Source organism: Sulfitobacter sp. (assembly GCF_041552635.1).
Lineage (GTDB): Bacteria > Pseudomonadota > Alphaproteobacteria > Rhodobacterales > Rhodobacteraceae > Sulfitobacter.
This window is the reverse complement of sequence record NZ_JBFEKM010000010.1, coordinates 18387-40214: the sequence shown is the minus strand read 5'-3', so window position 1 is coordinate 40214 and position 21828 is coordinate 18387. Positions and strand designations below refer to the sequence as shown.

The 21828-nt window shown below is 53.8% G+C and carries 20 protein-coding genes; 8 read left to right on the top strand and 12 right to left on the bottom strand.

Translation table 11 applies throughout. From position 1 onward, the window contains the following. Both ABYT07_RS02250 and ABYT07_RS02245 read right to left on the bottom strand, forming a co-directional pair. Positions 1–1961: NADP-dependent malic enzyme (locus tag ABYT07_RS02250; protein ID WP_372989097.1), on the bottom strand; the 1961-nt coding region annotated here is incomplete at its 3' end. A gap of 75 nt (positions 1962–2036) precedes the next feature. Then, entirely contained in the window at positions 2037–3812 is a 1776-nt protein-coding gene (locus ABYT07_RS02245) for a DUF563 domain-containing protein (protein ID WP_372989095.1), read from the bottom strand. A 129-nt stretch (positions 3813–3941) separates the two neighbouring features. Here ABYT07_RS02245 and mutS point away from each other — a divergent pair, with 129 nt between their 5' ends. Further along, the gene (gene mutS, locus ABYT07_RS02240) at positions 3942–6563 is read left to right on the top strand and encodes a DNA mismatch repair protein MutS (protein WP_372989099.1); all 2622 of its coding nucleotides are present in this window, start codon (positions 3942–3944) and stop codon (positions 6561–6563) included. Between the two features lie 66 nt (positions 6564–6629). Here mutS and ABYT07_RS02235 read toward each other — a convergent pair whose 3' ends face one another. Next, a complete protein-coding gene (locus ABYT07_RS02235) occupies positions 6630–7193 on the bottom strand; it encodes a nucleotide exchange factor GrpE (protein ID WP_372989093.1) in 564 nt (187 codons plus the stop codon). A gap of 9 nt (positions 7194–7202) precedes the next feature. Next, positions 7203–8267: a heat-inducible transcriptional repressor HrcA gene (gene hrcA, locus ABYT07_RS02230; RefSeq protein WP_372989091.1), complete on the bottom strand. Its 1065-nt coding sequence runs from the start codon at positions 8265–8267 to the stop codon at positions 7203–7205. Positions 8268–8366: 99 nt separating this feature from the next. Between hrcA and rph the strand changes: the two genes are divergently transcribed. The 3 genes from rph to hemW are packed head-to-tail and all read left to right on the top strand — an operon-like array spanning position 8367 to position 10838. Further along, a complete protein-coding gene (rph, locus tag ABYT07_RS02225) occupies positions 8367–9080 on the top strand; it encodes a ribonuclease PH (protein ID WP_372989089.1) in 714 nt (237 codons plus the stop codon). Continuing rightward, positions 9077–9688, top strand: a complete 612-nt coding sequence (gene rdgB, locus ABYT07_RS02220) for an RdgB/HAM1 family non-canonical purine NTP pyrophosphatase (RefSeq protein WP_372989088.1) — start codon at positions 9077–9079, stop codon at positions 9686–9688. The genes rph and rdgB overlap by 4 nt, the downstream gene beginning before the upstream one ends. Continuing rightward, complete coding sequence (gene hemW / locus ABYT07_RS02215; protein WP_372989086.1) at positions 9681–10838, top strand: radical SAM family heme chaperone HemW; 1158 nt, start codon at positions 9681–9683, stop codon at positions 10836–10838. The genes rdgB and hemW overlap by 8 nt, the downstream gene beginning before the upstream one ends. Here hemW and ABYT07_RS02210 read toward each other — a convergent pair. The 7 genes from ABYT07_RS02210 to ABYT07_RS02180 form a co-directional block, all read right to left on the bottom strand. Next, positions 10835–11722, bottom strand: a complete 888-nt coding sequence (locus tag ABYT07_RS02210) for a ParB/RepB/Spo0J family partition protein (RefSeq protein ID WP_372989084.1) — start codon at positions 11720–11722, stop codon at positions 10835–10837. The two genes, hemW and ABYT07_RS02210, sit on opposite strands and share 4 nt — an antisense overlap. 11 nt (positions 11723–11733) lie before the next feature. Then, entirely contained in the window at positions 11734–12534 is an 801-nt protein-coding gene (locus ABYT07_RS02205; RefSeq protein ID WP_372989083.1) for a ParA family protein, read from the bottom strand. Continuing rightward, the gene (gene rsmG, locus ABYT07_RS02200; protein WP_372989082.1) at positions 12527–13135 is read right to left on the bottom strand and encodes a 16S rRNA (guanine(527)-N(7))-methyltransferase RsmG; all 609 of its coding nucleotides are present in this window, start codon (positions 13133–13135) and stop codon (positions 12527–12529) included. The genes ABYT07_RS02205 and rsmG overlap by 8 nt, the downstream gene beginning before the upstream one ends. Continuing rightward, positions 13132–15003 (bottom strand): tRNA uridine-5-carboxymethylaminomethyl(34) synthesis enzyme MnmG, encoded by a 1872-nt coding sequence (gene mnmG / locus ABYT07_RS02195; protein ID WP_372989080.1) that lies wholly within the window; start codon positions 15001–15003, stop codon positions 13132–13134. Before mnmG ends, rsmG begins: the two co-directional genes overlap by 4 nt. A gap of 5 nt (positions 15004–15008) precedes the next feature. Next, a complete protein-coding gene (gene mnmE, locus ABYT07_RS02190; RefSeq protein ID WP_372989079.1) occupies positions 15009–16295 on the bottom strand; it encodes a tRNA uridine-5-carboxymethylaminomethyl(34) synthesis GTPase MnmE in 1287 nt (428 codons plus the stop codon). Between the two features lie 31 nt (positions 16296–16326). Continuing rightward, on the bottom strand, positions 16327–17598 hold the full coding sequence (rho, locus tag ABYT07_RS02185) for a transcription termination factor Rho (protein WP_372989078.1): 1272 nt from the start codon (positions 17596–17598) through the stop codon (positions 16327–16329). A 125-nt stretch (positions 17599–17723) separates the two neighbouring features. Next, complete coding sequence (locus tag ABYT07_RS02180) at positions 17724–18173, bottom strand: CopD family protein (RefSeq protein WP_372989077.1); 450 nt, start codon at positions 18171–18173, stop codon at positions 17724–17726. A gap of 403 nt (positions 18174–18576) precedes the next feature. Between ABYT07_RS02180 and ABYT07_RS02175 the strand changes: the two genes are divergently transcribed. From ABYT07_RS02175 to dnaQ, 4 genes are read left to right on the top strand one after another with little or no spacing between them, the layout of a single operon-like run. Continuing rightward, on the top strand, positions 18577–19179 hold the full coding sequence (locus tag ABYT07_RS02175; RefSeq protein WP_372989075.1) for a nucleoside triphosphate pyrophosphatase: 603 nt from the start codon (positions 18577–18579) through the stop codon (positions 19177–19179). Beyond that, positions 19176–20009, top strand: a complete 834-nt coding sequence (locus ABYT07_RS02170) for a shikimate dehydrogenase (RefSeq protein ID WP_372989073.1) — start codon at positions 19176–19178, stop codon at positions 20007–20009. The genes ABYT07_RS02175 and ABYT07_RS02170 overlap by 4 nt, the downstream gene beginning before the upstream one ends. Then, on the top strand, positions 20009–20599 hold the full coding sequence (gene coaE / locus ABYT07_RS02165) for a dephospho-CoA kinase (RefSeq protein ID WP_372989072.1): 591 nt from the start codon (positions 20009–20011) through the stop codon (positions 20597–20599). The genes ABYT07_RS02170 and coaE overlap by 1 nt, the downstream gene beginning before the upstream one ends. Further along, entirely contained in the window at positions 20592–21278 is a 687-nt protein-coding gene (dnaQ, locus tag ABYT07_RS02160; RefSeq protein WP_372989071.1) for a DNA polymerase III subunit epsilon, read from the top strand. Before coaE ends, dnaQ begins: the two co-directional genes overlap by 8 nt. Here the strand turns inward: dnaQ and secB are convergent. Beyond that, positions 21275–21766, bottom strand: a complete 492-nt coding sequence (gene secB / locus ABYT07_RS02155; RefSeq protein ID WP_372989070.1) for a protein-export chaperone SecB — start codon at positions 21764–21766, stop codon at positions 21275–21277. The two genes, dnaQ and secB, sit on opposite strands and share 4 nt — an antisense overlap. Positions 21767–21828 lie beyond the last annotated feature (62 nt).

The following is a 21828-nucleotide window of genomic DNA, read 5'->3' as shown; positions in this document are numbered from 1 at the left end:
TCCAGCACATCGGGGGCATGCTGCATCTTCTCGGCACGTTCGGATACAGGGTATCCAAAGGTGGAAAAGCTGACAAACGCGACCCGGGGTTCAAGACCAAGATGGCGCGCGACCTTGGCACCGCTTTCGGCGATGTTGGCCAGATCTTCTTCATCAGGCCATTCATGCACCAGTGTATCGCCGATGAACACGATCCGACCCTTGTGAAGCAAAGCAGTGATGCCCACGGCACCATGTTCTGCATTTGCGTCGAAAACATGGTTCAGACGTTCAAGAACATGCGCCGACTTGCGGGTCGCGCCTGTCACCAAACCATCACCATGCCCATGCGCCAACATCAGCGCAGCAAAGACGTGACGATCCCGCGCGGCAAGACGGTGAATGTCTTTGCGATCGAAACCCTTGCGCTGCAACCGGTCATAAAGAAAGCTTTTATAAGTCTCTAAATGGGTTGTATTGGCAGCATTGATCACCTCAAGCTCGCGATAGGCATCTTCCATACCGACAGTTGCCAGCTTGGCTTTCACGTCATCGGACCGTCCGACAACCAGCGCTTTGCCAAGGCCCGACCGTTGATACATCACGGCAGCGCGCAACACTTTGGGGTCATCGCCTTCGGCAAAGATCATCCGCGCCTGGTTCGCACGGGCGCGGGCATTGATCCCGCGCAAGATATTCGCCGTCGGGTCCATGCGCGACTTCAGGCTCAGCTCGTAAGCATCCATATCGATAATCGGGCGCCGTGCGACGCCTGTATCCATCCCTGCACGTGCCACGGCGGGCGGAATGCGGTGGATCAGACGGGGGTCAAACGGTGTCGGAATGATATAATCGCGGCCAAAACTCAGGTTTTTACCGTAGGCCAACGCCACCTCGTCCGGCACATCTTCGCGGGCAAGGTTTGCCAAGGCGTGGGCGCAGGCGATCTTCATCTCGTCGTTGATGGCGCGGGCGTGAATATCCAAGGCTCCGCGGAACAAGTAAGGAAAGCCCAACACGTTGTTCACCTGGTTCGGATAATCGCTGCGGCCGGTTGCAACGATGGCGTCGGGCCGGACTTCATGCGCTTCTTCGGGGGTGATTTCGGGATCGGGGTTCGCCATGGCAAAGATCACCGGATTATCCGCCATACTTGCCACCATCGAAGGCGTCACAGCCCCTTTGACAGAAACGCCCAAGAACACATCGGCCCCTGTCATTGCGTCTTCCAATGTGCGTAAATCGGTCGCGGCAGCATGCGCCGATTTCCACTGGTTCATGCCCTCGGTGCGACCTTGATAGATCACGCCTTTGGTGTCGCACATGATGCAGTTGTTGTGCTTGGCGCCCATCGCCTTGAGCAGCTCAAGGCAGGCAATGCCCGCAGCGCCCGCACCGTTTAGCACGATCCGCACATCTTCGATCTTTTTGCCGGAAATTTTCAGCGCATTCAGCAGACCCGCCGCACAGATCACAGCCGTGCCGTGCTGGTCGTCATGAAAGACCGGAATGTCCATTTCTTCCTTGAGACGTTGTTCAATGATGAAACACTCAGGCGCTTTGATGTCTTCAAGGTTGATGCCGCCAAAGGTCGGACCCATCAGTCTGACCGCGTTGATGAACGCTTCGGGGTCTTCTGTGTCCAATTCGATATCAATCGAATTCACGTCGGCGAACCGTTTGAACAGAACCGCCTTGCCTTCCATCACCGGCTTGGACGCCAACGCGCCAAGATTGCCCAGACCCAGAACCGCGGTCCCGTTGGAAATTACCGCGACCAGATTGCCCTTGTTGGTATAATCATACGCCAGTTCAGGATGCTCGGCGATGGATTCACACGGAACAGCAACGCCGGGCGAATAGGCAAGGCTTAGATCGCGCTGCGTCGTCATGGGGACGGTCGCGGTAATCTCGAACTTGCCGGGGGTTGGTTCTAGGTGAAAGGCAAGCGCCTCTTCTGACGTAATACGGTTCTTTGACACTGGCACGGCTTCCCTGATGGTTTTGGGCTTAATACCGACGAACGGCCCAGTGCACAATAAACTTGCCGCTTTGCGTCACACAACGTAGCGAACCCATTCATGATTTTTCAAAAACGCATCATGTCGATCCGGGAAATCTGCCTGTAGCCGCGCCATAGCCCAGCGGATCACCTGCGGTCTTTGGCAGCGGTTGGCGCACCAGATCATACGAACAAGCGTTTGCCACCGTGACGGGTCCGCCTTGAACGCCGCATCAATCGCCTTCAGTTCGAATGTGGGGGCATCGGCATGTTTGTGACAATCCGCCAGCAACAGCAATAAATCCAGATGACCCGCCAAAAGCCTTTGGTGCGCCTCAAGAACGCACAGGGTTTTGTCAACTTCACCGATCCGAAACAACGTTCGCGCCAGTTTCAGCAAATCGCTTGCGGTCGGCATATCCGGAACAAGCCCGTCCAACGCCACGACAAACGCCATCACCTGCCCAATACCCTGATGGGACAATGCGGCGGGCAAAAGATCCTCTTTGAACGGGTTTGGCGCATCTTCGGGCGCAACGCCTTTGTAGTCCGCGTAAAAGCTAAGATATTTACATTGCGCGGCATTGGCGACCGGCCAGAAATCACCCCAACGGGTCATCGCGGTTTGCAGGGTTCCAATTTCAATCACATAGGTTTCGGGGCTGGCAAACAACATATTGGTGAACCCTGCCCCGTGATACGAAATCATGACTTCGGCGTTCGCCATCAAGGCGACTTGCTCAAGCGGATGCAGGTTTTCAAAAACGACATATTCAAAGCCAAACATCTTCAGATGATCAAACAGCTCATCCTCACCCTCCATGTGCCGGGTTCGGCTTTGACGGGTATCACGCCCGACAAAGAATTTCTTGGGCAGGTCGCTAAAGTCCAGCCCCTCTATGCTCCGCAAGGCTCTCTCGCGCAGGGTAATCAGGCTTGAGCCAACCGCATTCATCTGAAGCACACCCTGAGACGCGACCGTCGCTGTCCGGCCCTGCCAGAACTGATCAGACGGCGCGAGCTTGTTCACCTGATTGGCATTCAATTCGGGGTTCAGAAAATGAACGCCCATCAGATCAAAGGCCGTCAGGACGCGATCGTAATCCTTGGGCGCGCGTTCAAAAAACACGCGATCCTTATATTCTGGAAACAGCACCTCGACGAAATTACGGGCAAAGTCGCGCAGCTTGCGTTCGTTATTGGGGAAGTGGATGAAAATCCGGCCCTGAAAATCCAGATCATCCAGCACGCACAATTGGCACAGGGATTCCGTCACGAAGTGATAGTAGTTGAACGTATTCCGGCAGGTGATGGCGAAATCCATATCCGAACCAAGGGCCTCGGGATCGATCTGCAGCTTCTTTCCCTTGTTCGCCTTCAGGCTTTTGGCGAAATAGTCGACCACCCGTTGTTGCGGATCAGTTGCCTCGGCTTCGTTCGCCCAACGGTATCGGTTAATGGCGCGCGTTCCCGGCGCACCGCCCAAAACGATACGATCATTGGCCATAATGAAAGACTTGCGAAATCCGACCTCGTCCAGAATGGCGGGCACACTGGCATAAACAATTGGATGCTTGAATTTGCGATGCCTGCGCGTCTGGGTCAGGAACGCTTCGATCTTGTCGTTCAGCAGATCGCTTTCGCTGGCCCCCACCCCTTCAATCAGCGCAGACGCAGAACTGGCCTGCCAGAAGTACGGCGGCTCTGCCAACAGCGTTACGCCGTCATCTGCCCAAGGGTTTAGAAAGACCTGCTCTGGTTCTTGGGCAAGGTTCACTTGGTTTCGCAACGCGGCCTCATCTTTCTGCTCGTGGTTAACCTTTGTTAACATTCATTTCCAAATTTACCATAGTTCGATCAGGGGTCCATCATGATACGCCCTTTCATGCGCGGACTTGGTTTTGTAGACAGCACCAAGCCAAAATGGGGGTTTGCAGTGAGCGACGAGAAAATCACACCGATGATGGCTCAGTATCTTGAGCTGAAAGCGCAATACGCCGAGGCGCTGCTGTTCTACCGCATGGGCGACTTCTACGAAATGTTTTTTGACGATGCCGTCGCCGCAGCCGAAGCGTTGGACATCGCCTTGACCAAACGTGGTAAACATGGCGGCGAAGACATTCCCATGTGCGGCGTGCCGTTTCACGCTGCCGAAGGATATTTGCTAACCCTGATCCGCAAAGGGTTTCGTGTCGCCGTTTGCGAACAAATGGAAAGCCCATCCGAGGCGAAGAAACGCGGCAACAAGTCAGTTGTCAGACGCGATGTCGTCCGGCTGGTGACGCCCGGCACATTGACCGAAGAATCCCTGCTCGAGGCGCGCCGCCACAACTATCTTGCCGCCTTTGCGGAAGTTCGTGACCAACACGCCCTGGCATGGGTGGATATCTCGACCGGGGCGTTTCACGTCATGCCATTGACCTTGGCACGTTTGGGGCCTGAACTGGCGCGGCTTGCCCCGTCAGAGCTGATCATTTCCGATGCAAAAGAAGCGGAATTGCACCCTTTAGTCTCTGATTTTGATCTGTCGCTTACCCCCCTCGCCCGTTCTGCCTTTGACAGCACCAGCGCTGAAAAAAGTATTTGCGATCTGTTTGGTATCGGCTCGCTGGATGCGTTTGGCAGTTTCAGCCGCGCCGATATTTCTGCAATGGGCGCGATCATCGACTACCTCGAGATCACGCAAAAAGGCAAACTGCCGCTTCTGCGCCCCCCACAAAAAGAGGCTGAATCCCGTACGGTCCAAATCGACGCTGCCACCCGGCGCAATCTTGAATTGACCCACGCCCTGACCGGCGGCCGCGCAGGCACATTGCTTTCCGTGATGGATAAAACTGTAACCGCAGGCGGCGCACGCCTTCTTGAACGCCGCATATCATCGCCTTCGCGTGTGTTAGAGACGATCCATGCGCGTCTGGACGCGATCAGTTTTGCCCATGAAAACCCGCGTTTCCGCGAGGATCTTCGCCAGCACCTGCGCAACGTCCCCGATCTGGATCGCGCCCTGTCGCGACTGTCGCTTGACCGTGGCGGCCCGCGCGATCTGTCCTCCATCCGAAACGGCCTGACAGAGGCCGGCCAACTGGCCGACAAAGCCTCCGACATCGACTTGCCTGATCTGCTGTCGCAAGCCGTCAAAGGGTTGCACGGTCACGACACCCTCATTGATCTGCTGGACGATGCGTTGATTGCCGAACCGCCGCTGCTTGCACGTGATGGCGGTTTTATCGCCCAAGGATATGACGCCGAACTTGACGAAGTGCGCACCCTGCGCGACGAAGGCCGCAGCGTCATCGCGCAAATGCAGCAGGACTTCGTCACGCTGACGGGCATTTCGGCGCTCAAGATCAAACACAACAATGTCTTGGGGTACTTCATCGAAGTCACCTCGACCCATGCCGAGAAAGTGCTGTCTGCGCCCTTGTCGGAAAAGTTCATCCTTCGCCAGACGACCGCAAACCAAGTCAGATTTACGACCGTCGAACTCTCCGAGATGGAGACGAAAATACTCAATGCGGGCAACCACGCCATTGAGATCGAAAAGCGCCTGTACGAATCGCTGAAGCGCGCAATTCTGGATCAGTCCGGGCCAATCGGTGTCGCCTCTGCCGGGCTTGCCGAAATTGATCTGGCCAGCGCACTTGCAGAGATCGCGCAAACCGAAAACTGGGTGAAACCGCGTGTCGACAATTCGCGGGCTTTCGATATTCAAGGCGGCAGGCATCCGGTTGTTGAACGCGCCCTTGCCCAACAATCAGGTGCCGCTTTCATCGCCAACGACTGCGCCCTTTCTGCTGATGCGGACAATGCGCATATCTGGTTGCTCACCGGTCCCAACATGGCGGGTAAATCCACCTTCTTGCGTCAAAACGCCCTCATCGCCTTGATGGCGCAAATGGGCAGCTTTGTTCCTGCAGCGGGGGCACATATCGGCCTGATCAGCCAGATCTTCAGCCGTGTTGGTGCGTCTGATGACCTTGCCCGCGGGCGATCCACCTTCATGGTCGAAATGGTCGAAACCGCTGCGATCCTGAATCAGGCGGATGATCGCGCTTTGGTGATCCTTGATGAAATCGGGCGTGGCACGGCGACCTATGACGGTCTTTCGATCGCGTGGGCGACGCTGGAACACCTGCATGATGTGAACAGATCCCGCGCCCTTTTTGCCACACACTATCACGAAATGACCGCGCTATCGACCAAACTGGACGGCGTCGAAAACGCGACCGTCACCGTCAAGGAATGGGAAGGCGAGGTCATTTTTCTGCACGAAGTAAAGAAGGGTGCCGCTGACAGATCCTACGGCGTGCAGGTCGCGCAGCTTGCCGGGCTGCCGCCCTCTGTCATCGCCCGTGCGCGTGTCGTGCTTGAAGCATTGGAAAAAGGCGAACGCGAAGGCGGCGCTACACAAAAGACGCTGATAGATGACCTTCCGCTGTTTGCCGTGACACCCACACCACCGCCCCAACCGCAAAAAACCTCCAAAGTCGAAGCGACGCTCGCCGGAATATTGCCCGACGAACTTACCCCGCGCGAAGCCCTTGATCTGCTTTATAAACTAAAAGAGGCGGCCAAAGATTGACCGCCTCCCTTAAATTCTAAATGGAACTAAATCCTCCCCGAAGGGTCCGCGCTTAAACCGAATGGCTTAGCTTGCCGGCATGGACGAAACACCCACTTGCGCCGGCCGCAACAAACGGTCGTGCAGCATGAAACCCTCGGCTGCGACCTGGATGATGTCGCCTGTTTTGGTTCCGGGAACCGGTGCCTCGAACATCGCCTGATGCTGTTGCGGGTCAAACTTGTCCCCTACCTCGGGTGCGATGACTTCCATGCCGTGCTTTTTGAAAACGTTCAAAAGTTCGCGCATGGTCAGTTCGATTCCTTCCAGCAACGGCCCCGAAATCGTGCGCTGTTCATCTGTTGCCGCTTCCAGCGCGCGCTTCATGTTGTCGTAGACCGGCAACATGTCACGGGCCAACTTTGACCCGCCATAGTTTTCGGCCTCGCGACGGTCCTTGTCCGACCGTTTACGCGCGTTTTCAGCATCTGCCAAAGCGCGCATAAAGCGGTCTTTCAGCAAATCACGCTCTGCGCGCAGCTGGTCCAGCTCCAGCGCTTCATCGTCGATCTCTTCCATTTCAGCGGCATAGGCCTCAGCCTCTGCATCATCAATGTCGTCCAGAAATTCGTTGTCTCTCGGCTCTGCCATAGTCCACCTCTAGCTGCGGTTCGAAATCAATTTCCCAACCAGCTGCGCCGTGTAATTCACAATCGGCACGATACGTCCATAATTAAGGCGTGTGGGGCCAATCACACCGACGGCACCAATCACCTTACGATCTGCGTTCATATAAGGGGAAACCACCAGAGAGGAACCCGAAAGTGAAAAAAGTTTGTTCTCAGAACCAATAAAAATGCGCACACCGTCGCCTGCATCGGCCAGTTCAAGGAATTCGGCGATATCACGCTTGCGTTCCAAGTCGTCAAACAGCTGGCGTATCAGCTCGACGTTCTCTGCCTCGCCTTCTGCGTTGATCAGATTCGATCGCCCCCGCACGATCAAACGCTCGGTATGTTCTCCATCGCCTTGCCACAGGGCAAGCCCGCTTTCGACCAACTGCTGCGCAAGGATATCAATCTCTTGCCGCCGCTGCCTGATCTCGTTTGAGATCGTGCGCTGCAATTCCGAAATGGTTTTACCCTCGACCAGCGCATTCAGGAAATTCGCGGCCTCTCGCATGCTGCTTGGCGTCTGTCCGGGTGGTGGCGTGAACAGTCGATTTTCAACATGACCGTCCGAAAAGACAAGAACAACCAAGGCTCTATCCTGCGACAAAGAGACGAATTCGATGTGCTTGATCGGCGCTTCGTGTTTCGGCGTCAGAACCAGCGATGCACCGCGCGTGACCCCCGACAGCGCCGATCCGACACGATCCAGAATTCCACTGACATCCGCGCCATTGTCGCCCATCGTGGCGTCGATTTTTTCGCGGTCGATATCCGTCGGATCACCGATTTCAATCATCCCGTCGACGAACATCCGCAGGCCCATCTGCGTCGGAATTCGCCCCGCGCTGACATGAGGGCTGCCCAGCAGACCCATGTATTCGAGGTCTTGCATAACATTGCGAATGGTCGCTGCGCTGACCTTCTCGCTAAAGTCCCGCGTCAATGTCCGTGACCCGACAGGATCACCATTCGCCAGATATCCTTCGACCACGCGGCGGAACACTTCGCGCGACCGGTCATTCATTTCGTCTAGAACTGTAGGTGTTTTTTCCATGATGCCCCAATAAAGGGGCTTGGGCAGCAAACGTCAATCGGGGTTGCATCAAGACAGCGTGCAGAGTTATCCCCAATGCAACTCAAAAAGGATAAAATTATGCGCCCCTCTGGCCGGAAACTTGACGAAATGCGCGCTGTGTCTGTTGATACGGACTTTACCAAACATGCCGAGGGCTCTGCCCTCATCAAGATGGGCCATACCCATGTCTTGTGCACCGCGACCATCGAAGACCGCGTACCCCCGTTCATCAAAGGATCTGGACTGGGCTGGGTAACTGCTGAATACGGTATGTTGCCGCGCGCCACCAACACACGGATGCGCCGTGAAGCAGCTATGGGCAAGCAAGGCGGACGTACCGTTGAAATTCAGCGCCTGATCGGCCGCGCCCTGCGCGCTGGCGTAGATCGCAGCGCTTTGGGTGAACGCCAGATCACCATCGACTGTGACGTTTTGCAGGCCGACGGTGGCACGCGCTGCGCGTCGATCACAGGTGGTTGGATCGCGCTCAAACTGGCGGTGAACAAGCTGATGAAGGCTGGTGATGTCGTGAATGACCCGCTGGCTGATCCTGTTGCCGCGATCAGCTGCGGTATTTATGCGGGCCAGTCCGTGCTGGATCTGGATTACCCCGAAGATTCTGAAGCCGGCGTTGACGGTAATTTTATCATGACCGGCACTGGTCGTTTGATCGAAATCCAGATGAGCGCCGAAGGATCCACCTATTCCCGCGATCAGATGAACCAGCTTATGGACCTCGCCGAGAAAGGCGTTTCAGAGTTGGTGGAAATTCAAAAGGCAGCAACGAAATGAGACGGAAATTTACGGGCGATCAGATTCTGATCGCCACCCACAACGCAGGCAAACTGGAAGAAATGGCCGAACTGTTCGCCCCTTTCGGTGTCAGTGTTGTGGGTGCCTCCGAGATGAAGCTGGACGAGCCCGAAGAAACTGAAGACAATTTTATCGGAAATGCACGGATCAAAGCTGTCGCAGCGGTGAAGGCCACTGGCCTTCCTGCGCTGGCGGACGATTCAGGGATCGAGGTCGAAGCCCTGGATGGTGCCCCCGGCGTTTATACCGCTGATTGGTCCGAGACCCCAACCGGCCGTGATTTTGTTATGGCAATGACAAAGACCCACAATCTTCTCGAAGAGAAGAACGTCCCTCACCCCCGTCGCGCCCGTTTCTGCGCAACACTTGTGTTGGCTTGGCCCGACGGACACGAAGAAATCTTTGAGGGCAACGTCAACGGGACGTTGGTTTGGCCAATGCGCGGCGAAGTCGGACACGGCTATGATCCCATTTTCCAACCCGACGGATACGACAAGACGTTTGGTGAAATGAGCCATGACGAGAAGAACAAGATCAGCCATCGTGCGGATGCCTTCGCCAAATTGACGTCGGCCTGTTTTGACTGAAGACTGGCGTCAGGGTGGTTTCGGCCTCTATATCCACTGGCCATTTTGCGAGGCGAAATGCCCCTATTGTGACTTTAACAGCCATGTTAGTCGCACAATTAACCAACATGCGTGGCGCGACGCCTACTTGCTAGAGCTTGAGCGCGGTGCCGCTGAAACCAAGGGTCGTGTGCTGAACGCTGTGTTCTTTGGCGGTGGCACACCCAGCTTGATGGACCCGGAAATCGTCGCGGATATCATCGCGGCGATCTATCGACTGTGGCCCGTGGCAAACGATCTTGAAATCACACTTGAGGCAAATCCGGGATCGGTAGAGGCAGGACGATTTAAAGGGTTCAAGCAGGCCGGCGTGAACCGTGTATCCATGGGCATTCAGGCATTGAACGATGCCGACCTTAAGAAACTTGGTCGAATCCACAGCACCTCCGAGGCTTTGGCAGCATTCGATATCGCCCGATCAACATTCGACCGTGTCAGTTTTGATCTGATTTATGGGCGTCAGAACCAGTCTCTGTCGGATTGGAGAGTTGAATTAAAACAGGCCCTATCCTTAGCAATAGACCATATTTCCCTTTATCAACTTACCATCGAACAAGGCACCGCGTTTGGCGATCGCTATGCAATCGGCAAGCTGCGCGGGCTTCCCGATGACGATCTTGGGGCAGACATGTACGCCGCAACGCAGGAAATCTGCAACGACATGGGAATGCCATCCTACGAGGTTTCCAACCATGCGCGCGACGGTGCGCAATCGCGGCATAATTTGATCTATTGGCGCTATGGGGATTACTTGGGTATTGGGCCCGGCGCACATGGTCGACTTACCCAAAGCGGAAACCGGTTTGCGACCGAATGCTTTAGTAATCCCAAGCGCTGGCTGGATGCTGCTGCCTCTGGCGAGACCGAGAGACCCCGAGAGCAACTTACAAAAGCAGATCAAGCGAGCGAGTTTTTGATGATGGGCTTGCGGCTAAAGGAAGGCGTTAACCTTGATCGCTATGAAGCGCTGGCAGGTACCCCCCTTTCCACAAAAAAAATCATCCGGATGCAGGACATCGGGATGATTTCATGTGTTGGTCACCGGTTAAACGTAACAGAACAAGGGTTTATGGTTCTGAATTCGATACTGGCAGAGCTTTTAACAGATTAATGCGCTGACAGGCGCCGACAAATCTCGTCCAGCTCTTCCATGGTTTTGTAGCTAAGCACCACCTGCCCCGCTTCTTGACCAGGTTTATGATTCAATGTCACCTTAAGGCCAAGGTTTGCGGACAAATCCCCCTCAAGCGCACGCGTGTCAGCATCTTTTTCCTCTGCAGATGAGCGCGCTTTCTTGGCCGGCGCTGCGTCGTCACCTGACTGCGCCTTCTTAACCAATGCCTCGGCCGCCCGGACCGACAATCCACCAGCAATAATCTGGTTTGCGAGCTTTACCGGGTCGTCTGATGTAACCAAGGTTCTGGCATGCCCCGCAGACAAGTCACCCTTGCGGACCATTTCCAGAACGGTTTCAGGCAAATTCAAAAGCCGCAAGAGGTTGGCGATATGGCTTCTGCTCTTCCCCAACGCTTCGGCCATCTTCTCTTGGGTGTGACCAAACCGATCCATAAGCTGACGATATCCAGCGGCCTCTTCGACCGAGTTTAGGTCAGCACGCTGAATATTCTCGATGATTGCAACTTCGAGAACCTCAACATCCGTAAATTCACGAATTATGACAGGAAGTTGGTGAAGTTGTGCCATTTGAGAGGCACGCCACCTGCGCTCCCCTGCGACAATCTCGAAGGAGCCATTTTCGCGACGGCGCACGATCAGGGGTTGGATCACCCCTTTTTCGCGGATCGAATTGGCAAGATCGTTTAGATCTTCGGTATCAAACCGCTTCCGGGGCTGTTCGGGGTTTGGCGAGATTTGCTCGATCGGCACATATTGCTCGGCTGAACCCTGTTCGGCCACTGTCTGGGTTTCAGCCACATCTGCCATCAAAGCTGAAAGACCGCGCCCAAGACCACGTCGTTTTTCTATATCTGCCATTTCTAGCCCCCTTAAATCACACTATTTACCAAGATTTCTTTCGCCAAATCCCGATATGCTTTGGCCCCCTTGGACCCTGTATCATAGCTGAGAACCGGCATCGCAAAACTAGGTGCCTCACTGACCCGAACATTCCGCGGAATTACGGTCTTATAAACCAAATCGCCCAGATTGCTCCGTGCATCCTGTTCAACTTGCTGCGAGAGATTGTTGCGCTGATCATACATCGTCAAAACAATACCTTCGATCCGTAAATCCTTGTTCCCGCTCTGTCGAACCTCGCGAATGGTTAGCATCAGTTGCGATAGGCCCTCGAGTGCGAAAAATTCGCTTTGAAGCGGGACAAGTACGGAGTGAGCCGCAATCATTGCGTTCACAGTCAGAAGGTTGAGAGATGGCGGGCAGTCAATCAATATGTAGTCGAACGCATAGCTGTCCATTTGCGTCTGGCGGAGCGCGTCATGCAGCAAGAAGCTGCGCTTTTCGTTCGCGATCAGCTCCAGATCAGCAGAACTGAGGTCAACTGTAGCAGGAACAATGCATAGACCCTCAGTTTGAGTGGTCAAAATCACCTGATCAAGCGGGATATCTTCCAAGAGTAGCTCGTAGGTCGTGAACTCCCGATCCTCTAGCTCAACCCCGAGACCAGTGGAGGCGTTACCTTGCGGGTCCAGATCAACAACAAGAACACGATGCTGCAATTCAACTAGCGCTGCGGCAAGATTAATGGTTGTCGTTGTCTTCCCGACACCGCCTTTCTGGTTTGCGACGGCGATAATCTTTGGCCCCGACGGCCGCGACAAATCAGACATGCGATATTTCCTTGATCCTTAATACGGCGGCTGAGGGGTCTGTTTCGCTGGGTATTGGATCGCAGGTGTACTGCCAAACTTTTCGCGCGTCGACATCTTCAGCCTCCCAATTTGAACCTTTCGGGAAAAGTGCAACGCCATCCTCCGCTAGATGAACGTCTGCAAAACCCACGAGCATTTTGAGGTTCGCCAAAGCGCGTGCCGACAAAATATCAGCATTAAGCGGCGCTATTTTTTCTATTCGGTCGTTGATGACAGACGCATCCAAGCCCAATTCCCTAATCGCCGTTCTAAGAAAAACACACTTTCTTTGATCGCTTTCAACCAAGGTAAACTTGGTTTGACGACCATCCTGTTGCGACATCAGCGCAAGAACAATCGCAGGAAATCCACCACCGCTGCCCAAATCAACCCAATGGTTTCCAATTGGTGCATGTTGATATAGCTGCACCGAATCTCGAATATGCCTGTCCCAAATATGTGGAATGCTTGGCTTTGATATAAGATTTATTTTAGCCGTCCATTTTTCGACAAGCTGCGCAAATTGGGCCAACTTGTCGGATGTTTCACGTGAAACATAATCAGTTACATTACCGCTCACGCTGACTTCTTTCTGGCGTTCCGCTTTAGGTGCGACAACAGCAAGGTCAGCGCTGATGGTGTCATCCCGTCAATGCGAGAAGCCTGAGCCAAATTGGTTGGCTGTACCTTTATGAGTTTTGACTTAAGTTCGTTCGACAATCCGTCGATCGGTGCGTAATCAAAGCCATCAGGAATCAGATGCGCTTCGTCTTTTTGCAAAACATCAATATCGCGCTGCTGACGCGCTATATAATTTGCGTATAGCGCATCTCGCTCCACCTGGCGTCTAATTTCAACGTCAATAACCTCCAACGCCTCGTCCAATGCTATCAAATGCTCAAATTTGACATCAGGGAATGACAGCAGCTGAAATCCAGTACGTTTAGATCCGTCTTGGTTGATCTTAATCCCTGATCTCTCGACATCTTTCGGGGAAAGCCTCATATTCTGAAGCAGCGACATCGCCTCTTCCAATCGCTTGCTCTTTTCGGAAAAAACCTTCACCCGCCTGCTGCTAACGCAGCCAAGGGCAATTGCCAAAGGCGTCAATCTTTGATCAGCGTTATCAGCGCGCAAAGACAACCGGAATTCCGCCCTTGACGTAAACATGCGATACGGCTCGGTAACGCCCCGAGTGGTTAAATCATCTATCATCACGCCAATATAGCTTTGCGAACGGCTGAAAACTACAGGGTCCCGGCCCTGAGAAATCAATGCTGCGTTTAGTCCCGCAACAAGCCCCTGGGCTGCTGCTTCCTCATAGCCAGTGGTGCCGTTGATTTGACCCGCCAGATACAAACCGGGGACTGACCGCACTTTAAGGGTCAGATCCAACGCTCGGGGATCGACATAATCATACTCAATCGCATATCCCGGTTGAAGGATTTCAACATTCTCTAGGCCAACCATAGACCTAACATAGGCGATCTGCACGTCTTCTGGCAAAGACGTTGAAATACCGTTCGGATAGATTGTATGATCGTCGACACCTTCAGGCTCCAAAAACACCTGATGTGATGTTTTGTCGGAAAATCGCACCACCTTATCCTCGATCGAGGGGCAATAGCGGGGTCCAACCCCCTCAATATGGCCACCATACATCGCGGAACGCGAAAGGTTCTCGCGGATAATGTCGTGGGTCTGTTCGTTCGTGTGGGTAATACCACAGGAAATCTGCTGCGCGGTAACTGAGCGCGACAGAAAGGAGAACAATGTCGGCTCTTCGTCACCGGGCTGCGATTCAAGCTTTTCCCAGTCGATGGTTCGGCCATCCAACCGCGGCGGGGTACCCGTTTTTAAACGACCAAGTGGCAACTCAAAGGAATCTATCCGCTCGGCAAGTTTGACCGAGGCTTTATCCCCCATCCGACCACCAGACCTGGATATATCACCAATATGGATGACGCCGCGAAGGAAAGTACCGGTCGTTAGAACGACCGAGGTTGAGGAGAACTTGGTCTGGTCCGCCATAACGACACCTGACACCCGGTCTCCATTAAGGAGAAAGTCGACCACTTCACCTTCGATAATTGTCAGGTTTTCCTGTTGCTCCATTTCCGAAAGCATCTCGGTCTGATAGATTTTACGATCTGCCTGGGCTCGTGGACCCTGTACAGCTGGGCCTTTCCGTCTATTCAGCAATCTAAATTGAATACCTGCTTTGTCCGCAACACGCCCCATGACGCCATCCATCGCGTCAATTTCGCGCACAAGATGCCCTTTACCAAGACCTCCGATCGCGGGGTTACAGGACATTACGCCGATCCCATCCCGTGACATCGTAACAAGGGCCGTTGACGCGCCCATTCTCGCAGCTGCATGCGCGGCCTCTGCGCCTGCATGTCCGCCGCCGATCACAATGACATCAAAATGTTTCACGTGAAACACTCCATCTATTTACCCAAACAAAAGCTAGAAAAGATCACATCCAAGAGATTTTCAACATCAATGCGGCCAACCAGCGCCTCTAGCGCCCGAATCGAATGGCGCAGTTCCTCTGAAGCTATATCATACTGATCGGGCCCGCGATCCAGTACTGACATTGAAACGGACAATCCGTCGGCGGCTTTTTGCAGCGCAATGCGATGCCTCTCATGCGTTGCCAGCCCAGCGGTCAAGCTACGAACCCCAAGAATAGCCTGGATCTTAGCAACAAGCTCAGACACCCCCTGCCCCGTAACACCAGATATCGAATTTTCCGGACTGCTACGCAAATCGGCCTTTGGAAGCAAACGAATATCATCAGGCATAGCAGCAACAGGGAGGTCTTCATCTGCTTCAACTAAGAAAATCCGCAAATCAGCATCCGCCGACCGTCTTAATGCCCGATCGATGCCAATCGCTTCAACCTCATCAGCACCCTCACGCAATCCGGCCGTGTCCAAAAGAGTAACAGGAAGGCCGCCAAGATCCATACGAACCTCGATCACATCACGGGTCGTTCCTGCCACAGCAGAGGTAATCGCAGCATCGCGTCCGGCAAGTGCGTTTAGAAGGGTGGATTTTCCGGCGTTCGGCCGACCAATAATTGCTACTTCAAAACCTGTCCGGATACGCTCTGCCGTATGGGTGCCTACGATCTCTTCTAGCAATTCTTGGTTAACATCGGTAAGAAGGCTGCGTACCTCGGGGGACACATCAACTGGAACATCTTCATCAGCGAAATCTATCGTAACCTCAAGCAGCGCTGCCGCGCGAATTAACTTTTCACGCCATGCTTCAACCCGTTGCCCAAGATGACCAGATAAAACCCTAAGCGCTTGTTTTCGCTGTGCTTCTGTTTCGGCCTCGATCAAATCACCCAGACCTTCAACCTGCGTCAGATCAAGCTTTCCATTTTCCATCGCACGGCGCGTAAATTCACCAGGTTCCGCAAGCCGCGTATCGGGGAAAGTTGACAGCAACGCCAAAACAGCGCGCACAACTGCGATGCTGCCATGAAGATGCAGTTCAACAACATCCTCGCCTGTAAAACTGCTTGGGCCCTTGAATGTAACGACCAAGGCGTTGTCGATCACACCGCCATCATGGCCGATGATCGGCCGCACAGCAGCGTGCCTCACCTCCGGTAACGGAGAAGCGATCTTTTCAGCAATTTCAAACGCCATGATACCAGAGATGCGAACTACGCAAACCCCAGCACGCCCCTGCGCCGTGGCTTGAGCGAATATCGTATCCATAAGACTTAACCCACTGTTATAACGTAATAACTTAGGTGTTCATCGAATCAAAGAAGTCCGAGTTAGACTTAGTTTGCTTGAGCTTCCCAAGCAAGAATTCGATGGCGTCGGTTGTCCCCATCGGGTTCAAGATCCGACGCAGAACAAATGTCTTTTGCAGATCAACTTTATCGATCAACAGATCTTCTTTGCGTGTACCTGACTTGAGAATATCAATCGCTGGGAAGACACGCTTGTCAGCAATCTTACGATCCAGCACGATTTCAGAGTTACCGGTACCTTTGAATTCTTCAAAGATGACCTCGTCCATCCGGCTACCCGTATCAATCAGGGCGGTCGCAATAATGGTCAGTGACCCACCTTCTTCGATGTTGCGTGCCGCACCAAAGAAACGCTTGGGGCGTTGAAGCGCGTTTGCGTCGACACCACCGGTCAAAACCTTACCGGACGATGGCACAACTGTGTTAAACGCGCGGCCCAAACGGGTGATCGAATCAAGCAAGATGACGACGTCGCGCTTATGCTCAACCAAACGCTTGGCCTTTTCGATCACCATCTCGGACACCGCAACGTGGCGTGTTGCTGGTTCATCGAAGGTGGACGATACCACTTCACCCTTCACACTGCGCTGCATGTCGGTGACTTCTTCCGGGCGTTCGTCGATCAGCAAGACGATCAGATAGCATTCCGGGTGGTTTTTTTCGATAGAATTGGCGATATTTTGCAGCAGAACCGTTTTACCCGTGCGTGGTGGGGCAACGATCAGACACCGCTGGCCTTTCCCGATCGGGGAAACCAAGTCGATGATCCGCGCAGAGCGGTCCTTGATCGTCGGGTCTTCGACCTCCATCGTCATACGCTCGTCAGGGTAAAGCGGCGTCAGGTTTTCAAAAGCAACTTTGTGACGCGCCTTTTCAGGGTCTTCAAAGTTGATTTTGGTGACTTCGGTCAGGGCAAAATAGCGTTCTGTATCATCAGGAGCCTTAATTAGACCCTCAATCGTGTCCCCGGTGCGCAAGGAATGCTGGCGCAGCATTTCAGGCGACAGGTAAATATCATCCGGGCCCGGCAGGTAGTTCGCTTCTGGCGAACGCAAGAATCCGAATCCGTCCTGAAGCACTTCCAACACGCCGTCACCCGAGATTTCCCAGCCTTCATCCGCGCGTTCGCGCAGGATCTGGAACATCATCTCGCCTTTGCGCATGGTCGAGGCGTTTTCGATCTCAAGCTCTTCGGCCATCGCCAGAAGGTTCTTTGGGGTCTGCGCCTTTAGATCAGCGAGGTTGAGCGTTTCGATTGTCATGGAAATATCCTGTTCCGGCCCAAGCGGTTTGGGCGGGTCGTATCATAAGAATTTGGCGGGCAAATGCATCCCCGGACGGGGTACGTCAGAACCATTAGGCCAAAAGGGCTGTTTCGTCAATCCGCTTAGAATTTGACGACGACGGACAGCACAATCAGGATCATCAGCAGCGTCGGGACTTCGTTCATCATCCGGTATTGCCTGCCAGTCAGGTTATTTTTCCCGTTAGCAAAGCCATTGACGCGCGCCGTCAGCCATTCGTGAAACACTGTCATTGAAATCACGCCTACGGCCTTCGTCCAAGGCCATACAAGCGACCAATCGACGATACCAGGGGTGAACACCAGACACAGGCCAAAGACCCATGTGGCGATCATTGCAGGGCGCATGATCACATTTGAAAGTTTATATTCCATCATCGTGAACAGATCATGGGTTTCACCGGTAAGGCCCACCCGCTCCGTGTGATGAACCAAAAGGCGCGGCAGATAAAACAACGCTGCCATCCACGAGATCACAGCCATGATATGGATCGACTTTGTCCAAGGATAAGCTAGGGCCAGAAAGTCAGACATATCACGCTCCGTTCATTGATCCCTTTCTATAATAAATAAGAAAAGAAGAAAGATGATGATGTAAGTAGGGAGGCTGATTTCTGTGGATTAATGAGATATACCAGTGCTTATCCACCTGTGTGTGATAGATGAAGGTGGACGGTGACAACTAAATTATATGTTAATATTAATAAACAATATCAATACTTTAATTTTGAATTATAACTTTAAAATCCGTGAAAAATCTGTGGATAAGTTAGGGATACTTTGATGTCACTATGACGCAGCTTTATCCTTATCCCTCGCGGTATAAACCGCGAAAAGTGCCGCGGAAGGCGCGGTTTTTACATAGGCCAACAGCAACTCTCGCATTCTGAGGGATAAGTCCCTAAAAACTTCTTAACTTCACACACAGGTTATCAACATGGCACAACAACCGCTTATCCTTGCCTCAGGCTCAAGCATTAGAACGCAGTTGCTCCGGCAGGCGAATGTCGCCCATGAAATCAGCGTCGCGCGAATTGACGAAGAAATGATTAAGGCAGCCCTGATGGCGGACTCTGCCCCGCCGCGCGACATCGCTGACACCCTGGCCGAGATGAAGGCCCGCAAGATCAGCGATAAAAATCCCGGTGCCTTGGTGTTGGGCTGTGATCAGGTTCTTGATCATCGCGGCAGCCTACTGTCCAAGCCCAAGACTCCAGAAGACGCGATTGCCCAGTTGACTGCATTGCGCGGGGATCGCCACAGCCTGCTGTCCGCTGCTGTGATTGTCGAAGATGGGAAGCCGATCTGGCGCCACATCGGTCAGGTACGCCTGCGGATGCGCGATGCCTCTGACGCTTATATCGCGGACTATGTGGCGCGCAATTGGGACAGCATCCAGCATGCAGTCGGGGCCTATAAGCTGGAAGAAGAAGGTGTGAGGTTGTTCAGTAGTATTGAAGGCGATTACTTTAATGTCTTAGGATTGCCCCTGTTGGAATTGCTGAACTATTTGACGCTCCGGGGGGATTTGACCGCATGAGCCTGCCTAAAATACCGCTAGCCGCGGTGATCGGATCTCCGATTGCGCATTCGAAATCCCCGCAGATACATGGGCATTGGCTTAAAACACTTGGCATTCAGGGGGCCTACATCCCGATGGATGTCGCCCCCGAAGATCTCCAACAGGTTTTGCAAACCCTGCCCAAGATGGGTTTCGTCGGTGCAAATATTACCATCCCTCATAAAGAGGCCGTGATGGACATGGTCGATGTGATCACCGACCGTGCCGCTTTGATCGGGGCAGTGAACACGCTGACCTTTCGCGCCGATGGAAAGATTATGGCTGATAATACAGACGGCTACGGTTTTATCGAAAACCTGCGCGCTGGTGCGCCGTCTTGGAAGGGCACGGATGGCCCCGCCGCCGTTTTGGGTGCCGGTGGCGCTGCGCGTGCCGTTATTGCGTCCCTATTGGATGCAGGTGTGCCGGAAATCATGCTGTCCAACCGCACACGGGTTAGGGCCGACCGGTTGAAATCGGTCTTTGGCGGGCGTGTGACTGTTTACGATTGGGTGAAGGCTGGCAATATGTTGGATCACGCCGCGTTGGTTGTGAATACCACCTCTCTTGGGATGATCGGCAAGCCAGCGTTGCGGGTACCGCTGGATGGGTTGCGCCCATCGACGGTCGTGACCGATCTGGTCTATGCCCCATTGAAAACCATGCTGCTTGAAACCGCCGAAGAAGCAGGGTGCATCACGGTCGATGGTCTGGGCATGTTATTGCATCAGGCCGTGCCGGGGTTCGAGCGTTGGTTCGGTACCCGACCCCAAGTGGACCGCGCCACGCGTGCGGCGGCACTACGCTGATGTTTATTCTGGGGCTGACCGGATCCATCGGTATGGGTAAATCAACAACGGCGGCTATGTTCGCCGATGCGGGATGTGCGGTTTGGGATGCAGATGCCGCTGTACATAGGCTCTATTCAAAGGGTGGTGCCGCTGTTCCGGCATTTCAAGCCGCCTTTCCGGACGCGGTGGTCAATGGTGAGGTCTCACGGCCAGCGCTGAAAACCATCATCGGCCAAGACCCCACCGCCCTGAAAAAGATCGAAGCGATCGTGCATCCGCTGGTCGGTCAGGATCGCGCGGCTTTTCTTGAAGCGGCACAATCCGATATCGTGGTTCTCGACATTCCGCTGATCTTCGAGACTGGCGGAAATAAACGGATGGATGCGGTTGCATGTGTCACTGTTTCGGCGGAAACACAGCAAGAACGCGTGATGGCGCGGGGCACAATGACGCTGGAACAGTTTGAAAATATCCGCGCCAAGCAGATGCCCAATGCTGAAAAATGCGCGCTTTCGGACTATGTGATTGAAACCGATACGTTGGACCATGCCCGCGCCCAAGTGTTGGCCATCATTGACGACATCAAAGGAAAACTGACCCATGCGTGAGATCGTTCTTGATACTGAAACCACCGGTTTTGACCCCGAAAGCGGTGACCGGATCGTCGAGATTGGTGCCGTTGAACTGATGGGTCACATGGCGACGGGCAAAACCTATCACCAATATATCAACCCAGAACGCGGTATGCCTGACGAGGCATTTCAGGTGCACGGGCTGGGTGATGATTTCCTGCGTGACAAGCCAAAGTTTGCCCAAATCGGTCGGGATTTCCTTGATTTCATTGGCGATTCCAAGCTGATCATCCACAATGCGGCCTTTGACATCAAATTCCTGAACGCCGAACTTAAATGGATGAACCTGCCACAAATCCCTTGGGCGCAGGCGCTTGATACGCTTGCGATTGCGCGCAAACGCTTCCCCGGCTCGCCCGCGTCGCTTGATGCGCTGTGCCGGCGGTTCAACATCGATAACACGTCGCGCACATTGCACGGTGCCTTGCTGGACAGTGAAATTCTGGCGGAAGTTTATCTGGAACTGATCGGCGGGCGGCAACCTGATTTCGGCCTGTCTACCCAGCCTCAGCGAAAAGAAGGCGATACGTCGGTTGATTGGACACCAAAACCGCGGCCAACACCCCTGCCCTCGCGGATCTCGCAAGACGAAGCCGCCGCCCACGCTGAATTTGTCAGCAAGCTAGGCGACGGCGCTGTTTGGAAAACGATTTAAGCGTCGGCTTTTGGCGGGTTCTCGGCCTGACGACGCGCGATTTCGTTCCGGTACAGAGCCACAAAATCGATGTTCTCAAGGTTCAGCGGCGGAAAGCCACCGTCGCGCGTGATGTCGCTGACCACACGGCGCAGGAACGGGAAAATCATGCGCGGGCATTCGATCAACAAGAACGGGTGCATCTGGTCTTCTGGGACGTTTTCAATGTTGAAAATGCCGACGTAATCAATCTCTAGCAAAAACAGCGTCGCGTCGCCGTCTTTGGCTTTGGAGGTTACTTGCAGCTTGATCGCGGATTCGTACTGGTTTTCGGCAGACCGCTTCTTCGCATCCAGATTGACCTGAACCTGCACGTCGGGTTGCACGTCGGACGGTGCACCTTTTTGTGCCATGATGTTCTCAAAGGACATATCACGGATGAATTGACCCAAGATGCGCATTTGCGGCTGTGGGGCTTGGGTTGGGGCGGTTTGTTCTTCTTCAGCCATCTATCGGGCTCCTTCGATCTGAAAAATAATTTACGCGGGCATACCAGCTTCGTGGGCTGCGC